This is a genomic window from Vibrio paracholerae (genome assembly GCF_037672085.1).
In the GTDB taxonomy this organism is placed as follows: domain Bacteria; phylum Pseudomonadota; class Gammaproteobacteria; order Enterobacterales; family Vibrionaceae; genus Vibrio; species Vibrio cholerae.
In genome coordinates this window covers 231,412-248,507 of record NZ_JBBHLM010000003.1, presented here as the reverse complement: position 1 = coordinate 248,507, position 17,096 = coordinate 231,412, and the positions used below count along the sequence as shown (strand labels likewise).

The window sequence follows — 17,096 nt, the reverse complement described above, 5'->3', positions numbered from 1 at the left end:
GTTTATGATTATAGTTTTCGCTAGCGAACAAATTTTTAACACCGTTAAGGGTTGGACGCAATTTAAGCATTGATTTAAAAGTTAATAACTTGATCCCGCTTGCAAAGCCAACCGCTTTTGTGGGACAAACGATGTTAGAATACGCGCCAAAGTAAAGAAGCCGAAAAAGTGGGAATCACCATGACTGAATTAAAAAATGATCGCTACCTGCGTGCTTTGCTCAAGCAGCCAGTCGATTACACTCCTGTATGGATGATGCGCCAAGCGGGGCGTTATCTCCCTGAATACCGTGCCACTCGTGCTCAAGCGGGTGATTTTATGGCGCTGTGCAAGAATGCAGAGTTGGCTTCAGAAGTGACTTTACAGCCGCTGCGACGTTTTCCGCTTGATGCTGCGATCCTGTTTTCTGATATTTTGACGATTCCTGATGCGATGGGACTTGGGCTGCGTTTTGCGGCGGGCGAAGGACCGGTTTTTGAGCGTCCTATTACCTGTAAAGCTGATGTCGATAAGATTGGCATTCCCGATCCAGAAGGGGAATTGCAGTATGTGATGAACGCCGTGCGTCAAATTCGCAAAGATCTGCAAGGTGAAGTGCCGCTGATTGGTTTCTCTGGCAGTCCTTGGACGCTCGCCACTTATATGGTTGAAGGTGGCAGTTCAAAAGCCTTCACCAAAATCAAAAAGATGATGTACAGCGAGCCTGCCGTGCTGCATGCGCTGTTAGATAAATTAGCTGACAGTGTGATCAGCTACCTGAATGCTCAGATTAAAGCCGGCGCACAAGCGGTGATGGTATTTGATACTTGGGGCGGCGTGTTAACACCGCGTGATTATCAACAGTTCTCTTTGCAATACATGCACAAGATTGTCGATGGCTTGATTCGTGAAAACGAAGGCCGCCGTGTACCAGTCACTCTGTTTACCAAAAATGGTGGCATGTGGCTGGAGCAGATCGCGGCTACAGGTTGTGATGCTGTGGGTTTAGATTGGACAATCAATATCGCCGACGCTAAAGCGCGTGTGGGAGACAAAGTGGCACTGCAAGGCAACATGGACCCTTCCATTCTGTATGCTCCTGCCCCACGAATTCGTGAAGAGGTGGCGAGTATTTTGGCTGGATTTGGCCAAGGTGGTACTGGTCATGTGTTCAACTTGGGGCATGGTATTCATTTGGACGTGCCGCCTGAAAATGCCGGTGTGTTTGTTGAAGCGGTGCATGAGCTTTCGAAGCCGTATCATCTATAGTAAACGTGAAAAGCGTCTGCAGGTCAGACGCTTTTCACATCTTGAGCCCGACTGTTTTATACTTCGGTAATCCAGACAGAAAGACGAAGCGAATCATGATGAAAACTAAGGATCGCATAGTGCATACGGCACTTGAGCTGTTTAATCAGCAAGGTGAACGTAACATCACGACTAACCACATCGCTGCTCATATTGAGATCAGCCCAGGTAATTTGTATTACCACTTTCGCAATAAGCAGGAGATAGTGCGTGATATTTTTGCGCTCTACTCGGCGGAGCTGATTGAGCGTTTTACCCCGCTACAAGGTCAGTATGAGAGCCTTTCTCTACTCAAGCACTATTTGGATTCGATTTTCACTCTGATGTGGAAATACCGTTTTTTCTATGCCAATTTGCCGGAAATCTTGCAGCGCGATGAAGAGTTGCATGCGGACTACATTCGAGTTCAAGAACGATTACAGACCAATTTGATTGATATTGTGCGCAATTTTGTCAATCTGCAACTGCTGGAGTTGAATGAGGATGAGATGCCGAAACTGGTGCGAACTCTGCATCTGATTGCGTCTAGCTGGCTTGGTTATCAATCGGCGATGTCACACAAAACTCAGATCACTGAAGAGGTGATTCATCAAGGCATGTTGCAGATGATCTCGGTCGTTAAACCTTGTGCCACTAAGGCGGGGCGTGAGCAGCTTCAACTGCTTGAAGAAGGTGTGCGAGCTATGCATGCCTGAGCATGAGTTATAACCAATCTGTCTTGGGCATGGAGTCGATTCGTTGCTAACTTCCTGAACATTCCCAGCCAGAAAGGAAGCTTTACGTGGATTACGATGTATTTAATGGGGATGCTGATGGCATTCTTTCTCTTGTGCAATGGCGTCTAGCGCATCCTAAATCGACTCAGCTAGTCACGGGGGTTAAGCGCGATATTGCCTTACTCGATCGACTGACGGTAACGGCTGGTGATGAGCTGGTGGTATTGGATATCTCCATGGCTAAAAATCAGTTTGGCTTGCAGCGAGCTCTGCAAGCGGGAGCTCATGTATTTTATGCCGACCATCATCAGCCCGGCGATATTCCTGCCCATTCTGCACTGCAAGCACATATTGATACTGATGCAAATCTCTGTACGGCATTGATCATTGATCGTCTACTGAAAGGACGTTTTCGTGACTGGGCGATAACAGCAGCATTTGGCGATAACTTACACCGCGTGGCACACACTCTGGCTGAGGAAGCGGGATTCGATGCCGCGCAAACCGCAGAGCTTAGTGAATTAGGCACGCTGATTAACTACAATGGCTATGGCCGCACCGTATCTGAACTGCATTTCGCGCCCGATGCGTTGTATCAAACTTTACTCGCTTATCAAACACCGTGGGCTGTGCTGGCCGATCTCAACTCACCCTTCTACCAGCTACGCAGCGCTTATCAGCAAGATTTTGCTTTTGCCCTTGAGCAACCGACTTATTATCAGAGCTCAAGTTTAACCGTGGTGATATTACCTGATTGTGCAGCAGCGCAGCGCGTGAGCGGTGCATTCGCCAATCATCTTGCCAATCAGGATGTGCAACGTGCGCATTTGATTGTGACGTGTGCGGATGAGCAGCACTATACACTCTCTTTACGTGCTCCCTTGAGTGATAAGCGGGGAGCTGGCGCTTTGTGTGCTCAATTCCCTTCTGGTGGGGGGCGAGAATCAGCAGGGGGAATCAATCAACTCCCCCATGCGTTGCTCGATAAAGTGATTGAAGTTGTCGAAGCGTTTTACGCCTCTTAGCGTTGTAGCCACTGCGAAGGGTTTTCCGCGCGGCTATTACGACGGATTTCAAAGTAGAGGGCAGGGCGAGATTGACCGCCGGTATCACCCGCAAGGGCAATAGTTTCTCCGGTGGTAACTTTATCGCCCTCTTTTTTGAGCAGAGTTTGATTGAAACCATACAACGTCATGTCGCCTTTACCGTGATCGAGTAGCACGACAAGACCATAACCTCGCAGGTACTCGGCAAACACGATCGTTCCCGGATAAACCGCTTTGACCTCTTGGCCATAATTGGCATCAATCACTAAGCCTTTCCAGTCAATTTGCCCAGTTTGGCGCTCACCGAAGTTGTGTAACACACGTCCTTTCAGTGGCCACGGCAGCTTGCCACGCTGGCTGGCGATACCATTCATTAATACCGCGTTACGTTTAGCTGCTTTAGCAATTTCAGCTTTAAGACGAGTCTCATTACGCTGTAGTTCAGCAAGATACGTTTTATTACCAGAAATGCTGCTCTCAATTTTTTTTACGGTTTGCTTACGTTCACTTTGTGTTTTGGCCAGCTTATCTCGTTGCTGAGTTTGTTCAGCAAGCAGCTTTTCGATTTGCTCACGCTCTGTTTGTCTTTGTTTTTGGTTGCTGTTGAGCTCAGTTTGAGTTTTTTCTAGAGCCTCGATAGCTTGTGCGCGGCTTTTTGCCAAATGTTGATAGTACTGACTGATTCGGTCTTCATCGGCACTGCGATGAAAAAATTGACCATTCGTCAGTGAGCGTTTAGTGAGATAGTAGGTTTGCAGTAGGCGTTCGAGTTTATCGGCCTGTTGCTGTTTCTGAGTTTCCAGCGCCTGAATATTACTATTGAGCTGAGCAATGTTGCGATTGGCATTCTCCAGATCGTTTTTGGTTTTCGTGATCTGATTTTCGATACTGTTGATGCCAAGCTCTTGTTGTTTAAGGGCTTGTTGTAGTTGATCGAGTGATTTTTGTTGCTCGGCCAGTGATTGTTGTTGGCGAGATATTTCACTTTTTACCCCCGTTAACTCCTGTTGCGTAGCCGCAAAGAGCGGCGGCGTAACCATAAATAGCAGGCAGGCCAGCAGACGACGGGTCAAGGTTTTTCCTAGAAAGTCACTGAAAATCGCGTGCGGATCCTTTGCTGTCATTGAGTTTGGTCTAGTGTTAGTGAATAAAAACGGGTGCTTCAGTATACCCAAAGCTTGGCATCAGGCGAGCCTGTGATGTCAAAAGTTTGCAATTCTCATCGCACTCGGTGGGAAAAGCGTATAAAAAAGCCCTGAGTATTCAGGGCTTTCATCATCATCGAGTCAGCTTAGCTGTACAGCACTTGGCCTGACATGTCTGCTGGAATATCCAGATCCGACAGCGCCAACATGGTTGGAGCCAGATCCGATAGCTTTCCGCCTTCTTTTAGGCTGATCGCTTTGTTGCCGACATAGATAAGTGGTACAGGTAGGCTAGTGTGCGCTGTGTGTACGCCGCCCGTTTCTGGGTCAATCATCATTTCCGCGTTGCCGTGGTCAGCGGTGATCAGCAGTTGACCATCCACTTCTTTGATGGCTTCAACCACACGACCAATACACTCGTCTACTGCTTCACACGCTTTCACTGCAGCTTCGTAAACACCAGTGTGACCGACCATGTCGCCGTTTGGATAGTTACAGATGATCGCATCGTATTTGCCTGATTTGATCGCTGCAACCAGCTTGTCAGTCAGCTCTTTAGAGCTCATTTCTGGTTGTAGGTCGTAGGTGGCCACTTTGGGTGAAGCTACCAGTTGACGTTCTTCGCCTGGGAATTCATTTTCAACGCCGCCGTTGAAGAAGAAGGTTACGTGTGCGTATTTCTCGGTTTCAGAAATACGTAGCTGAGTTTTACCCGCTTTTGATAGCCACTCACCGTAAGTGTTTTCCAGTGATGCTGGACCAAATGCACACTTGAGTGGGATGTCTGCTGCGTATTGAGTCAGCATCACAAAATCCAGCGTTGGGAAGGCTTTGCGGCTAAAGCCTGCGAAATCAGGTACGAAAGTACGGGTGATTTGACGCGCGCGGTCAGCACGGTAGTTCATGAACAGTAGAGCATCGCCATCTTGCATCGCGGCAGACTCTTGACCCGCTGCACGGATTTCCGTTGCTTTCACAAACTCATCGTTTTCTTCACGAGCGTAAGCGGCTTGCAGTGCTTCAACCGCTGAGTCATAAGTAAACTCACCTTGCGCCAGAGTCAGCAGGTCATAGGCTTTTTCAACGCGCTCCCAGTTGTTGTCACGATCCATGGCGTAGTAACGGCCCACGATAGAAGCGATACGGCCTTTGCCCAGTTTGGCAAACAGATCTTGGAAGCGTTTCAGTGAGGCTTCTGCGCTACGTGGTGGCGTGTCACGTCCATCAAGGAAGCAGTGCAGGTAGATTTTTTCTGCGCCACGTGCGGCTGCCATTTCTACTGCTGCGTAGATGTGGTCTTCATGTGAGTGCACACCACCTGGAGACATCAGGCCCATCAGGTGCACCGCTTTGCCTGCAGCAACCGCTTTATCAATCGCAGCCACCAAAACTTCGTTTTGCTGGAATTCACCATCCATGATCGATTTGGTGATGCGAGTCAGGTCTTGGTAAACAATGCGGCCAGCCCCAATGTTGGTGTGACCTACTTCTGAGTTACCCATTTGACCATCAGGCAGACCTACGTCCATACCAGAAGCAGAAATCAGAGTGTGAGGGTTGTTGGCCATTAGGCTATCCATCACAGGTGTACGCGCATTATTGATCGCGTTATTTGCGTTGTCTTCGCGGTAACCCCAACCATCTAGGATCACCAGAGCCATTGGCTTCTTAGCTGACATAGTTCTAACCTCGTCAAAATCAAAATAACTGAAACGTAAAATTAGCGTAATTTTACTACAATCTAGACGCTTTGCATCCGGTTAAGATCAATGATTCTCTCTATCAATGCAAGTAAATGTAGCCTATTGATCAAAATCGAGTTTAAGACACCAATAAGCTGGTGCCCCCAACAGCAAGGATAGCCCCTAACCAAGCATAGCGGTTTGGGCACTGTTTAGTGTAGAACCAAAGCAGTGGTAGCAGCATGATGGGCGTGGTGGAGGAGAGCAGTGCGACCATGCCGACATTCCCCTCACGCAGAGCGTAGAGGATCAGCGTCATACCAACCGCCATGGCAATAAAGCCGTTGAGTGCCGTGACCAAAAAGATATTGAGCGTGATGGTTTGTGTAGGACGAGCAATGCGCACGCCAGTTAAACGCAGTAAAGAGTGAGCCGCAAAGGCTGTGATCATCCGCATCGCAGAGGCAGCAACCGGATCGATCTCTGTTTGCATCACGGGTTTGGCAATAATGCCCCCGAGGGCTTGGCATAAGGCGGCGGTTAAGCCGAGTCCAATGCCAACCCACACACTGCCATTGATGCTATCCAAACTAGGCCCAGTTTGCCCTCGGCGACCAAAGAAAATCGCCATCAGAACGCCGCCAAACACTAAAGTAGAGCCGAATAGCTCTTGCTTGGTCATGCTTTCACTAAACAGGAAATAACCGAGTACGGCAGAAAACACCGCATGACAGGAGAAGAGTAAGCCGGACTGCCTTGGCCCCATGCGATTCAGGCAAGCAAAAAGCGCGGTATCACCGATAAAGATCCCAATCAAACCAGACAACATCATGGCTGGAATCGCACTGCTTTGTACCGTTAACCAACCTCCGGTGAATAGGGCAATGGTGGTTAAGATGACGGAGGTACACCCCATACGCCAGCGGCTATAAGCAAAAGAGCCGAGGTGTTTCGCGGGTGTGATAGAAAGTAAACTGGCGATAGCCCAAAGACAGGCCGCAGCAAGTGCCAGCCATTCGTAACCCATTGCGTCATCCTTGCGGTTGGGAGTGATGAGGGTACTCAATATGCCATTAAGCAATCAGGAAAACAAAACCAATTTCTGTGCGATTAGAGGGTTCACACCTTACAGTATCAATAGTGACGACAAGGTGTGAAGGAGAGGTGAAAGAGGGAGTTTACCCGAGTAGGAACACCATCAGATAAACGATGCCAAGACCAATCACCCCGATGACCAAGCCTGTTTTGGCCATATCTTTGCTTTCGATAAGTCCTGTTGAGTAAGCGAGCGAGTTGGGCGGTGTCGAAACGGGCAAAATCATCCCCAGTGACGCGGAAAAAGCGACCACGACTAACAGCGCTTGTAAGCCGCCGACTTGCTCAAGGCTACTCATCGAAGTACCAATCGCTGCGGCAATCGGCATGATCAAGTTGGCGGTCGCCGTGTTAGACATAAAGTTGGCCATCAACCAGCACACCAGTGAAAGGGCAATAACAATCAACATAGGTGAGAGAGATTGATAGTCGATGGCGTGCGCTAACGCTTGGGCAAGCCCTGTCTGTTCAAGGCCGATACCAATCGCGATACCGCCGGCGACTAACCAAAGCACATCCCAGTTGATCTGTTTCAGCTCGTCTTTGCCCATGATGCCTGTAAGAGTGAACACGGCCAGTGGAATAATCGCCACTACATAAGTATTCATGCCGTGCCATGTGGTGGTCATCCATAACACTATGGTTAAAGCAAACGTGATGTAGACCAACATGGCACGCCAGCCGCGTTGAAATTCGCCTTTGAGTTTCAAGGTCATTGTGGCTTGTGAGGAGGGGAAAAGCTTTTGTAGCAAGAACCAAGCGATGGTCAGTTGTACCAGTACGAATGGCAATCCCATCATCATCCATGACAGAAAATCAATGCTGTTTGCCCCTGTTAAATACTGCAATGCGATAGCGTTAGGTGGCGTGCCGATCGGGGTTGCGATGCCTCCTGTGTTGGCCGCAATCGGAATGCACAGCACCAGTGCTTTGATGCCTAAATCCCCTTTGGGGGCAGAAGCAACAATAGGGCCAAGCAGCGCCAACATCATCACTGTGGTCGCTGTGTTGGACATAAACATCGAGAAAACCGAGGTGATCAGCATTAACCCGAGCATGATGTACTTAGGCTGGTGGCCAAAAGGTTTGAGTAGCACTCGTGCTAAGTTGTTATCCAATTCGTATTTAGATGCGGCGATGGCTAAAGCAAAACCGCCCATAAACAAAATGATAATGGGAGAGGAAAAGGCACTGAAAATATCAGTGTATTTAAGGAGTTCACCGAGCGGATGATGCGGGTCAGGAGCCCGAAAGCCATGCAAACCTTTATCGGAAATCATGATGAGTTCAAGGGCAATGATCAGAATCGATGTGGCAAACACAGGTACAGGTTCTAATACCCATAGTAGTGCGGCAAGAAGAAAAATGGCTAATAACCGGTGTTGAACCAAGGTGAGATCCTGAATTGGGATCGCATCAATTGGCATCAATAGTATGCCCAACGGCAGTAAGAAACAGATCAGAAGTTTGACGAGTAGACCTCGTTCCAGTTGCAGCATGGGCGTTCCCTCTTGGCTCAAATGAAAGCTTAGAGTAAGCGACTGAAATCTATGGGTCTTAGAGGGCGGTTGAATTTTTGATTTTTTGCTATCAGCGACAATACAGATGTGTGGCGAGCTTCAAAAGACAACATCCCAACCGAAGCTGGGATGTTGATTGTTCCGACTTGAAGCTGCATTGGTGTAGGCTGCAACTCTAACTCGTATATTAAGCTTGGTGTGCGTAGGGTTCACCCATGCGGGTTGGTGCACTCAGTGCCATGCTCTTATCAAAACGAATAGCTTGTTTGGCAAACAGGTTGATCACGGTCGAGCCCAACTTAAAGCGACCCATCTCTTCGCCTTTTTTGAGAACCACGGCTTGGTTACCGTTGGCTGGGTAGTCCCAACGATAAACGGTGTTACCACGCGGTGGCGTCACGGTGCCCGCCCAAACCAGTTCAATGCTACCAACAATCGTTGCACCCACTAGCACTTGTGCCATCGGGCCAAATTCGGTATCGAAAATGCACACCACACGCTCATTGCGAGCAAATAAATTTGGAACATTTTCCGCTGTCAGAGGATTGACCGAGAACAGATCGCCCGGTACATAGATCATTTGACGCAGTGTGCCATCGCAAGGCATATGCACACGGTGGTAATCCCGTGGTGAGAGATACAGAGTGGCGAAATCGCCATCACGGAATTCTTCCGCGAGCTTGGCATCACCACCTAGCAGCTCTTGGGCTGAATAAGTGTGGCCTTTGGCTTGGATAAGCTTACCGTCTTCAATCGCACCAAACTGGCTCACGCACGCATCGGCAGGATGAGTGATCACCTTTTCGCCTTCAGCGATAGGGCGCACGCCAGCTTTTAGCTCACGTACAAAAAATTCATTAAACGTCTTGAAGTGGGTCGGGTCAGAGTGCAGAGCCTCGTCCATGTTGACGTTATATTGCTTGATGAACCAGCGGATGATGGCCGTGGTCAGGCTGCCTGCACGCGCAGACGCCAACTTGCCAACCAAGCGGGTCAGGGCATGTTGTGGAATCCAATATTGCAGTCCAACTTTAATCTTATCCATGGTTTACATTCCAATAGAGTAGTGATGGGCGCGAGATGTTACTGAAAATCGCGCCTACTGTCAGTAGATGCTCTAAACTTGCTAACAATTTGCTCTTACAAATCGGCTTTTTTGCTGCGCGAATACTGCCGATTGGCTTTGTTTTCCGTCATGCTTTGTACAATACGATGGTAATTATCAAAACGCAGTGTACTGATTTCTCCCTTGCTTACGGCTTCACGCAACAAGCAACCTGGGTCATCCCCATGTTTGCAATCACGAAATTTACAGCCGCCTAAGTAAGAGCGAAATTCGACATAAGCTTTGGTGACATCATCGGTTTCTAAGTGCCACAAACCAAATTCACGTACTCCGGGCGAGTCAATTAAATTACCGCCACTTGGGATGTGATAAAGCCGAGCTGCTGTGGTGGTGTGTTGACCTAAGCCAGACGTTTCAGAAATTGCACCTTCTTCAACGCCATCTTCCAGCTCTGGGAGTAACGCATTGACTAAGCTGGATTTTCCAACCCCAGATTGACCCACAAATACGTTGGTGCGATCGCGCAGTTTCACTTCAAGATCCGCAATTCCTTCACCAGTCTTTTTACTGACGTAGAGCACGTCATAGCCAATGGCGCGGTAATCATTTAACCATGTTGTGTATTGTTCGCGTAGTTCGGGGCTGAGTAGATCAATTTTGTTGAGCACGATGAGTGGCGCAATGCCCAACGTTTCGGAAGCAATCAAGTAGCGATCAATAATATTCAGAGAGAGCTCGGGCAATACCGAGGACACGATCACCATTTGATCTACGTTTGCCGCAACAGGTTTGAGACCATCGTAATAGTCGGGGCGCACTAATACAGAGCTGCGCGCTTCCACCGCTTCTACTACACCGGAAATGCCTGCAAGAGTTTCAGCGCCCGGGCGCCATAGCACTTTATCGCCAGATACTAAACTTTCGATGCCTCGACGCAAGTTGCAGCGATGAATTTCCCCTGTTGCTGGATCCTCAATATCGGCATGTTGACCAAAGCGGGTAATCACTAATCCCGGTTGAGCATTGCCGAGCAAGGCCTCATCCCAAACGATAGACTCTTCTTGTTTGAGTTTTTTATGTTGGTTATTTCTAACCCGGCGTACTTGACCGTGTGTAAGCTTTTTCTTTTTTGCCACAGTGTTCTACTTACTCTCTGCTAGATATAAGGCGTATCAAATCTCAATTTGATACGTATCCTGTCGATCTGAATTTGGGTATAGTACCTCTTTTGTGAATAAACCCCTATAGGCGCACCATTATGTCTTTCAGTGACCAGAATCTGATTTGGATTGATTTAGAGATGACGGGACTTGACCCTGAGACGCACAAAATCATTGAGATGGCGACCATTGTCACCGACAGTGAGTTAAACATTTTAGCTGAAGGCCCAGTGATTGCGATTTATCAACCAGAATCTGAACTCGCGAAAATGGATGAATGGTGTACCACAACCCACACTGCGAGTGGCTTGGTGGCGCGAGTGCGTCAAAGTCAAGTAAGCGAAGACGAAGCGATTGAACAAACGCTCGCGTTTTTAAAACAATGGGTACCAGAAGGGAAATCGCCGATTTGTGGTAACAGTATTGGCCAAGACCGACGTTTCCTTTACAAACATATGCCGCGTTTGGAAGCTTACTTCCATTATCGTTATATCGATGTCAGTACCATCAAAGAGCTGACTCGCCGCTGGCAACCGGAAGTGCTGAAAGCGTTCAGTAAAACGGGTAGTCACCTTGCTTTGGATGATATTCGCGAGTCGATCGCCGAGCTTCAGTTTTATCGTAAATCGGTATTCAAGATCTAATACGATGCGCCCAATGCTATAAAAAGAGCAATTGTTCGACATCTTGCGTGCTTTTTCGGCAAACGAAAAAAAAAAGAGTTTTTTTCACGAGAAGCTCTTGCATCGCAAGAAAATGCTCTTATAATTCGCAGCCCTAAACGACGGAAAACGTTGTTGATGCGACACTAGCTCAGTTGGTAGAGCGCAACCTTGCCAAGGTTGAGGTCACGAGTTCGAACCTCGTGTGTCGCTCCAAATTAATAGTTGTCATCGTACTGAACGATGAAGTGCGACACAGGCTCAGTTGATGAGCAAACCTAGCTAAGGTTGAGGTCACGCCTTTTTGTTTTAAAGAAGGGAACCTAGTGTGTCGCTCCAAATTGATAGTTGTCATCGTACTTAACGATGAGATGCGACACTAGCTCAGTTGATGAGCAAATCTAGCCAAGGTTGAGGTCACGCCTTTTGTTTTAAAGAAGTGAACCTCGTGTGTCGCTCCTGATTGAAGTTGTCATCGTACTGAACGATGAAGTGCGACACTAGCTCAGTTGGTAGAGCGCAACCTTGCCAAGGTTGAGGTCACGAGTTCGAACCTCGTGTGTCGCTCCAGATTAATAGTTGTCATCGTACTTAACGATGAAGTGCGACACTGGCTCAGTTGATGAGCAAACCTAGCCAAGGTTGAGGTCACGCCTTTTTGTTTTAAAGAAGGGAACCTCGTGTGTGGCTCCAAATTAATAGTTGTCATCGTACTTAACGATGAAGTGCGACACTAGCTCAGTTGGTAGAGCGCAACCTTGCCAAGGTTGAGGTCACGAGTTCGAACCTCGTGTGTCGCTCCAAATTATTAGTTGTCACCGTACTTAACGATGAAGTGTGCCACACTCGCTCAGTTGATGAGCAAACCTAGCTAAGGTTGAGGTCACGCCTTTTTGTTTTAAAGAAGGGAACCTCGTGTGTCGCTCCAGTTTCATAGCCCTTATCGTGCTTAACGATAACACACGGACGCGGGGTGGAGCAGCTTGGTAGCTCGTCGGGCTCATAACCCGAAGGTCGTCGGTTCAAATCCGGCCCCCGCAACCAAATCTTTCGTAGATGCAGTAGCGTCACGACAAATGCGACACTAGCTCAGTTGGTAGAGCGCAACCTTGCCAAGGTTGAGGTCACGAGTTCGAACCTCGTGTGTCGCTCCAAATTAATAGTTTCATCGTACTTAACGATGAAGTGCGCCACACTCGCTCATTTGATGAGTAAAACCTAGCCAAGGTTGAGGTCACACCTTTTTGTTTTAAGGAAGGGAACCTCGTGTGTCGCTCCAGTTTCTTGCCTACTACAGAAAACTGAAGAAAAGATTTATTGCTTTAGCGATATATGGACGCGGGATGGAGCAGCTTGGTAGCTCGTCGGGCTCATAACCCGAAGGTCGTTGGTTCAAATCCAGCTCCCGCAACCAATTTCAAAGCTTTCACTGTGCTTAACAGTGACACAATATGGACGCGGGATGGAGCAGCTTGGTAGCTCGTCGGGCTCATAACCCGAAGGTCGTTGGTTCAAATCCAGCTCCCGCAACCAATTTCAAAGCTTTCACTGTGCTTAACAGTGACACAATACGGACGCGGGGTGGAGCAGCTTGGTAGCTCGTCGGGCTCATAACCCGAAGGTCGTCGGTTCAAATCCGGCCCCCGCAACCAATTCTTTAAAGAGAGACTGTGCTCATGCGCAGCTTTTTCTTTTTTAGGGTGTTTAGCATTTTGCTAAAGCTCTTTCTATAATGCTGTGAAGCATCATCCCCGCGAGTCATTCATTGTGCGTCAGCTCAATAATATCGCTCTCATGTATCAAATATTCTCTTTTCAAGCAGCCGAAAGTGTACCCGCTGATTACGGATTTCGCTTACTTTGTCGTCTTCATTAACAGAGTTATCCACAAAAAAAATCTGTGGATAAAACAGTTGATAAACTCTGTATCTTAGCTTTTCGAGTTGACTTCTCTGAGGATCTTTGCTTGCTTCCAAGGCTTGGCTTGGTGAGGGTTTCTAGTTAAGTTGTTGTTTTTTATTAATTTGTCATTTTTCGCTCTAAGCAGAAAATAGAGCTCTAAGATCATTGCAGTCTAAAAACTTGATCCTAGTCATTTACCTAGGTTGTGATTAACTTTTTTAAAGCGATAGAAAACAGCGTCTGATTAAAAATGTTGTCCACATAGCGCAAATTGGGATGGGCATCAAACAATCATTCTCTTAATTATGCAAGTTGCTCTGTTCATGCATCCCTTGGCAGCCCCTTTTCAATAATTCGAATCAGGCGAGCATGCTGGCGAGCTGTTGAGGTCTTTTGGTTTTGCTCATCCAAAGCCCAATGAATATGCTCATCAAGCAATTCACTTTGCCCCAGATGACGTTGGAGTGTATCGATAATCCGCGGAGAGTAAGGAGCGTTGCCCATAGCAATGATCAAATTGCGCCGCCACTGCTGATGACCAATGCGCCGAATGGCTGAACCTTCCATATTTTTCAGGAAAGCCGCCTCATCCCATTCAAATAACACCACTAAATCCGCATTGTTGAGACTTTGTCGGCGATGAAAGTCACTTTGCTGAGTTAAAGGGGCCAAGCGATTCCAAGGACATACGAGTTGGCAGTCATCACAACCGTAAATTCGGTTGCCCATTGCGCGTCGAAACTCCAGGGGGATAACCCCCGAATACTCAATTGTAAGGTAAGAAATACAACGTCGTGCATCTACCACGCCTTCGGCAACGATGGCATTGGTTGGGCAGCTTGTTATACAAGCGGTACACTTGCCGCATTGATTTTCGCTTGGTTCATCAACGGGTAAGGGAATATCAACCAATAATTCCCCCAAGAAGAACCAAGACCCGTTCTCTTTATCTAAAATCAGCGAATGTTTTCCTGTCCAACCTAATCCCGCTTTTTGTGCCAGAGGGCGTTCAAGAATCGGGGCGGAGTCGACAAAAGGACGGTAGCCCAGTTTTCCCACTTCTTGTTCGATTTTTTCCCCCAGTTTTTTGAGCTGATTTCGAACAAGTTTGTGGTAATCACGCCCTAAAGCGTAACGGCTGATATAAGCTTGGTTGGGATCGCTTAAGTTCGAAGCAAACTGCGCTTGTGGTGGGAGATAGTTGATGCGTGCACTGATCACTCTAAGCGTTCCGGGTAAGAGTTCTGCAGGGCGCGCGCGCATCATGCCGTGTCTCGCCATCCAATCCATTTCACCGTGGTAACCTGCGTCTAGCCAAGCCTGCAATGCTGGTTCATGTTCACTCAAATCGACGTCGCAAATCCCGACTTTTTCAAAGCCGAATTCGATCGCCCATTGTTTGATCTGATTTGCCAGTTGTTGGTAGTCCATGTCGGGTACTCACGATAAGGGGCGTGGATCTTAACGGATCTTTTTACCCTCTTCTAGCGTTAATCTTTGTGAGACTTTACAGGATCTACGATATTTTTCGCTTTGTTAACAGAACAGATCTTGTCTCCCAATTCCAACCCAGTTTACTATTCGAGTTCTTTTGATTTCTTTATAGTCAACAAAGACTCTGTCGAGAAAAGCGTAATGAACAGCAAGATTTTTCCCCTAAAAGATGAGCAAGCCACGATTGAATTAGGTCGTGCGTTAGCGCTGATATGTTCACAACAGACGACGCTTTATCTGCACGGCGATCTTGGAGCGGGAAAAACGACTTTCAGCCGCGGTTTTATTCGTGCCTTAGGTCATCAAGGTAACGTCAAAAGCCCAACCTATACACTGGTTGAACCGTATCAACTCGGTGCGTGGCAGGTTTATCATTTTGATCTTTATCGTTTACTGGATCCTGAAGAGCTCGAATTTATGGGGATTCGCGATTACTTTACAGAAGATGCGATTTGTTTAGTCGAGTGGCCAGAAAAAGGTCATGGGCTACTGCCGCATGCTGATCTTGATATTGATTTGCGTTACGACGGCGAGCAGCGGATCGCTACGCTGACAGCCAATAACCATTATGGATGCGACCTTTTGAGTCGGTTGGAGTTATGTTGAACGTTAGCCGTTTTGTATTCTTACTCTTTGGATTTGTTTTACTCGCGCTCGCACCTCAAACTTGGGCGAACGTTTTGGAAGGCGTGCGCGTGTGGCCTTCCCCTGATGAAACACGAGTGGTATTAGATGTCCAATCAGAGGTCGATTACAGCTACTTTACTCTCAGTTCTCCTGAGCGCTTGGTGGTTGACCTCAAACGGAGTACCTCGCGGGCTAAGCTGCCAGTTAATGTCACTGAAAGTGGAATTTTATCGAAAGTTCGTGCTTCATCTCCTCCTGAAAAAAGCACATTTCGTTTAGTGTTTGAGCTCAAACAAAAAACAGCGCCAACTTTATTTAAGCTAGCGCCTACACCCGGTGGTCAATATGGTCATCGTTTAGTCATCGATATGCCTCATGGCCGAGTGAGTGAGAGCTCTTCGGTCAGCGCGCCCAGTTCACCCGCTCAAGTGAGTAAAGATGCCTCTCAGCTATTAGGGAATGACGATATTGTGGTGGCGATTGACGCAGGACATGGCGGTGAAGATCCCGGTTCCATCGGCCCTACACGCAAATATGAAAAAGACATCACTTTGAGCGTGTCGAAAAAGTTAGCAGATCAACTTAATGCTGTGCCGGGGATGAAAGCCGTATTGACTCGCCGGGGCGATTATTTTGTTAATCTTAATAAGCGCACGGAAATCGCACGTCGCAGTAAGGCTCACTTGTTGGTTTCGGTGCACGCTGATGCCTTCCATACACCACATCCGCGCGGGGGATCGGTGTTTGTGCTTAATACCCGCCGTGCCAATACCGAAATTGCCCGTTGGGTGGAAAATCACGAGCAACAATCTGAATTGCTGGGCGGTGCTGGCGAAGTACTTTCGAAAGCCAATAACGATCGTAACGTGAGTCAGACCCTACTGGATCTGCAGTTTAGTCATTCGCAGAAAGAGGGCTATAAGGTCGCGACGAATATTTTGCGTGAAATGGGCAAGGTAGCGCATCTGCATAAAACCGAACCCGTTAATGCGAGTTTGGCTGTCCTAAAGTCACCAGACATCCCATCTGTACTGGTTGAAACGGGCTTTATCTCGAATCCATCAGAAGAACAGTTGCTGATTCAGCGCAGCCATCAAGATAAGTTAGCACGCGCTTTAGCAACAGCAATTGTGCAGTACTTTGAAGATAATCCGCCAGAAGGCACACTGTTTGCCAACCGAGGTAAAGCGCAGAAACACAAAGTGCAGCGTGGTGAATCGATTGGCCTGATTGCTAACCAATATGGGGTGAGTGTCGACGCTTTGAAAAAAGCCAACAACCTCAATTCCTCGACAATTTCAGTTGGGCAACTGCTGACCATTCCTGCTTCGTCAGCACCAAGACCTGTGCCTGTTCCTGTGCTGGCGAATCCTGTAGAAACCGAAACCATTACTCATGTTGTAAAAACGGGCGATTCTCTTGGTAAGCTTTCCTCTACTTATAAGGTTTCTGTGGCCTCGATAAAAAAAGAGAATAATCTGAAGTCAGATACTTTGGTGCTCGGGCAGAAGTTGAAAATCACTGTGAGTCTAAAAGATAAGCCGCTACGTAGGCACAAAGTACAGCGTGGTGAATTCCTGAGCAAAATTGCTGAACAATACAATGTTAGCGTTGATAGCATTCGCCAAGCCAACCAGCTACGCTCTGACCAGCTGTTGGTTGGGCAGCAACTGATTATCCCGAATAAATAGGCGA

The 17,096-nt window shown here is 47.8% G+C and carries 13 protein-coding genes and 8 tRNA genes; 14 read left to right on the top strand and 7 right to left on the bottom strand.

Features of this window, described 5'->3' with window-relative positions:
* Positions 1-180: 180 nt before the first annotated feature.
* The 3 genes from hemE to R4537_RS18505 all read left to right on the top strand — a co-directional run bounded on the left by hemE (position 181) and on the right by R4537_RS18505 (position 3,028).
* Positions 181-1,248: a uroporphyrinogen decarboxylase gene (hemE, locus tag R4537_RS18515; protein WP_000137604.1), complete on the top strand. Its 1,068-nt coding sequence runs from the start codon at positions 181-183 to the stop codon at positions 1,246-1,248.
* A gap of 98 nt (positions 1,249-1,346) precedes the next feature.
* Complete coding sequence (locus R4537_RS18510; RefSeq protein ID WP_071178697.1) at positions 1,347-1,982, top strand: TetR/AcrR family transcriptional regulator; 636 nt, start codon at positions 1,347-1,349, stop codon at positions 1,980-1,982.
* An 86-nt stretch (positions 1,983-2,068) separates the two neighbouring features.
* The gene (locus R4537_RS18505; protein ID WP_071178692.1) at positions 2,069-3,028 is read left to right on the top strand and encodes an acetyltransferase; all 960 of its coding nucleotides are present in this window, start codon (positions 2,069-2,071) and stop codon (positions 3,026-3,028) included.
* On the opposite strand, the gene R4537_RS18500 is transcribed toward R4537_RS18505, so the two are convergent.
* The 6 genes from R4537_RS18500 to rsgA form a co-directional block, all read right to left on the bottom strand.
* The gene (locus R4537_RS18500) at positions 3,025-4,173 is read right to left on the bottom strand and encodes a murein hydrolase activator EnvC family protein (protein ID WP_071178693.1); all 1,149 of its coding nucleotides are present in this window, start codon (positions 4,171-4,173) and stop codon (positions 3,025-3,027) included. The two genes, R4537_RS18505 and R4537_RS18500, sit on opposite strands and share 4 nt — an antisense overlap.
* Before the next feature lie 167 nt (positions 4,174-4,340).
* The gene (gene gpmM, locus R4537_RS18495; protein ID WP_071178694.1) at positions 4,341-5,873 is read right to left on the bottom strand and encodes a 2,3-bisphosphoglycerate-independent phosphoglycerate mutase; all 1,533 of its coding nucleotides are present in this window, start codon (positions 5,871-5,873) and stop codon (positions 4,341-4,343) included.
* A 142-nt stretch (positions 5,874-6,015) separates the two neighbouring features.
* The gene (locus R4537_RS18490) at positions 6,016-6,903 is read right to left on the bottom strand and encodes a DMT family transporter (protein WP_071178695.1); all 888 of its coding nucleotides are present in this window, start codon (positions 6,901-6,903) and stop codon (positions 6,016-6,018) included.
* 151 nt (positions 6,904-7,054) lie between these two features.
* Entirely contained in the window at positions 7,055-8,470 is a 1,416-nt protein-coding gene (locus R4537_RS18485; RefSeq protein WP_000939669.1) for an SLC13 family permease, read from the bottom strand.
* A 208-nt stretch (positions 8,471-8,678) separates the two neighbouring features.
* Complete coding sequence (gene asd, locus R4537_RS18480) at positions 8,679-9,536, bottom strand: archaetidylserine decarboxylase (protein ID WP_071178696.1); 858 nt, start codon at positions 9,534-9,536, stop codon at positions 8,679-8,681.
* Between the two features lie 95 nt (positions 9,537-9,631).
* The gene (gene rsgA / locus R4537_RS18475; RefSeq protein WP_001075109.1) at positions 9,632-10,693 is read right to left on the bottom strand and encodes a small ribosomal subunit biogenesis GTPase RsgA; all 1,062 of its coding nucleotides are present in this window, start codon (positions 10,691-10,693) and stop codon (positions 9,632-9,634) included.
* Between the two features lie 122 nt (positions 10,694-10,815).
* On the opposite strand from rsgA, the gene orn reads away from it, so the two are divergent.
* The 9 genes from orn (at position 10,816) to R4537_RS18430 (ending at position 13,031) form a co-directional block, all read left to right on the top strand.
* On the top strand, positions 10,816-11,361 hold the full coding sequence (gene orn / locus R4537_RS18470) for an oligoribonuclease (protein WP_057643701.1): 546 nt from the start codon (positions 10,816-10,818) through the stop codon (positions 11,359-11,361).
* A gap of 158 nt (positions 11,362-11,519) precedes the next feature.
* Positions 11,520-11,595: transfer RNA gene (locus tag R4537_RS18465), tRNA-Gly, on the top strand.
* A 278-nt stretch (positions 11,596-11,873) separates the two neighbouring features.
* Positions 11,874-11,949: transfer RNA gene (locus R4537_RS18460), tRNA-Gly, on the top strand.
* 157 nt (positions 11,950-12,106) lie between these two features.
* Positions 12,107-12,182, top strand: a tRNA-Gly gene (locus tag R4537_RS18455).
* Between the two features lie 164 nt (positions 12,183-12,346).
* A tRNA-Met gene (locus R4537_RS18450) sits at positions 12,347-12,423 on the top strand.
* Positions 12,424-12,457: 34 nt separating this feature from the next.
* A tRNA-Gly gene (locus R4537_RS18445) sits at positions 12,458-12,533 on the top strand.
* Positions 12,534-12,716: 183 nt separating this feature from the next.
* Positions 12,717-12,793 (top strand) — tRNA-Met (locus tag R4537_RS18440).
* Positions 12,794-12,835: 42 nt separating this feature from the next.
* A tRNA-Met gene (locus R4537_RS18435) sits at positions 12,836-12,912 on the top strand.
* A 42-nt stretch (positions 12,913-12,954) separates the two neighbouring features.
* Positions 12,955-13,031: transfer RNA gene (locus R4537_RS18430), tRNA-Met, on the top strand.
* Positions 13,032-13,601: 570 nt separating this feature from the next.
* On the opposite strand, the gene queG is transcribed toward R4537_RS18430, so the two are convergent.
* Positions 13,602-14,711: a tRNA epoxyqueuosine(34) reductase QueG gene (queG, locus tag R4537_RS18425; RefSeq protein ID WP_071178709.1), complete on the bottom strand. Its 1,110-nt coding sequence runs from the start codon at positions 14,709-14,711 to the stop codon at positions 13,602-13,604.
* Between the two features lie 204 nt (positions 14,712-14,915).
* Between queG and tsaE the strand changes: the two genes are divergently transcribed.
* Both tsaE and R4537_RS18415 read left to right on the top strand, forming a co-directional pair.
* On the top strand, positions 14,916-15,380 hold the full coding sequence (gene tsaE, locus R4537_RS18420; protein ID WP_001085083.1) for a tRNA (adenosine(37)-N6)-threonylcarbamoyltransferase complex ATPase subunit type 1 TsaE: 465 nt from the start codon (positions 14,916-14,918) through the stop codon (positions 15,378-15,380).
* Entirely contained in the window at positions 15,374-17,092 is a 1,719-nt protein-coding gene (locus tag R4537_RS18415) for an N-acetylmuramoyl-L-alanine amidase (RefSeq protein ID WP_000935820.1), read from the top strand. Before tsaE ends, R4537_RS18415 begins: the two co-directional genes overlap by 7 nt.
* The last annotated feature ends 4 nt before the right edge of the window (positions 17,093-17,096 follow it).

Bases quoted from the DNA above. Each gene is read 5' to 3' on its own strand.
- hemE (WP_000137604.1), top strand. From the start codon at position 181: ATGACTGAATTAAAAAATGATCGCTACCTGCGTGCTTTGCTCAAGCAG.
- R4537_RS18510 (WP_071178697.1), top strand. From the start codon at position 1,347: ATGAAAACTAAGGATCGCATAGTGCATACGGCACTTGAGCTGTTTAAT.
- R4537_RS18500 (WP_071178693.1), bottom strand. From the start codon at position 4,173: ATGACAGCAAAGGATCCGCACGCGATTTTCAGTGACTTTCTAGGAAAA.
- gpmM (WP_071178694.1), bottom strand. From the start codon at position 5,873: ATGTCAGCTAAGAAGCCAATGGCTCTGGTGATCCTAGATGGTTGGGGT.
- R4537_RS18490 (WP_071178695.1), bottom strand. From the start codon at position 6,903: ATGGGTTACGAATGGCTGGCACTTGCTGCGGCCTGTCTTTGGGCTATC.
- R4537_RS18485 (WP_000939669.1), bottom strand. From the start codon at position 8,470: ATGCTGCAACTGGAACGAGGTCTACTCGTCAAACTTCTGATCTGTTTC.
- asd (WP_071178696.1), bottom strand. From the start codon at position 9,536: ATGGATAAGATTAAAGTTGGACTGCAATATTGGATTCCACAACATGCC.
- orn (WP_057643701.1), top strand. From the start codon at position 10,816: ATGTCTTTCAGTGACCAGAATCTGATTTGGATTGATTTAGAGATGACG.
- queG (WP_071178709.1), bottom strand. From the start codon at position 14,711: ATGGACTACCAACAACTGGCAAATCAGATCAAACAATGGGCGATCGAA.
- tsaE (WP_001085083.1), top strand. From the start codon at position 14,916: ATGAACAGCAAGATTTTTCCCCTAAAAGATGAGCAAGCCACGATTGAA.
- R4537_RS18415 (WP_000935820.1), top strand. From the start codon at position 15,374: ATGTTGAACGTTAGCCGTTTTGTATTCTTACTCTTTGGATTTGTTTTA.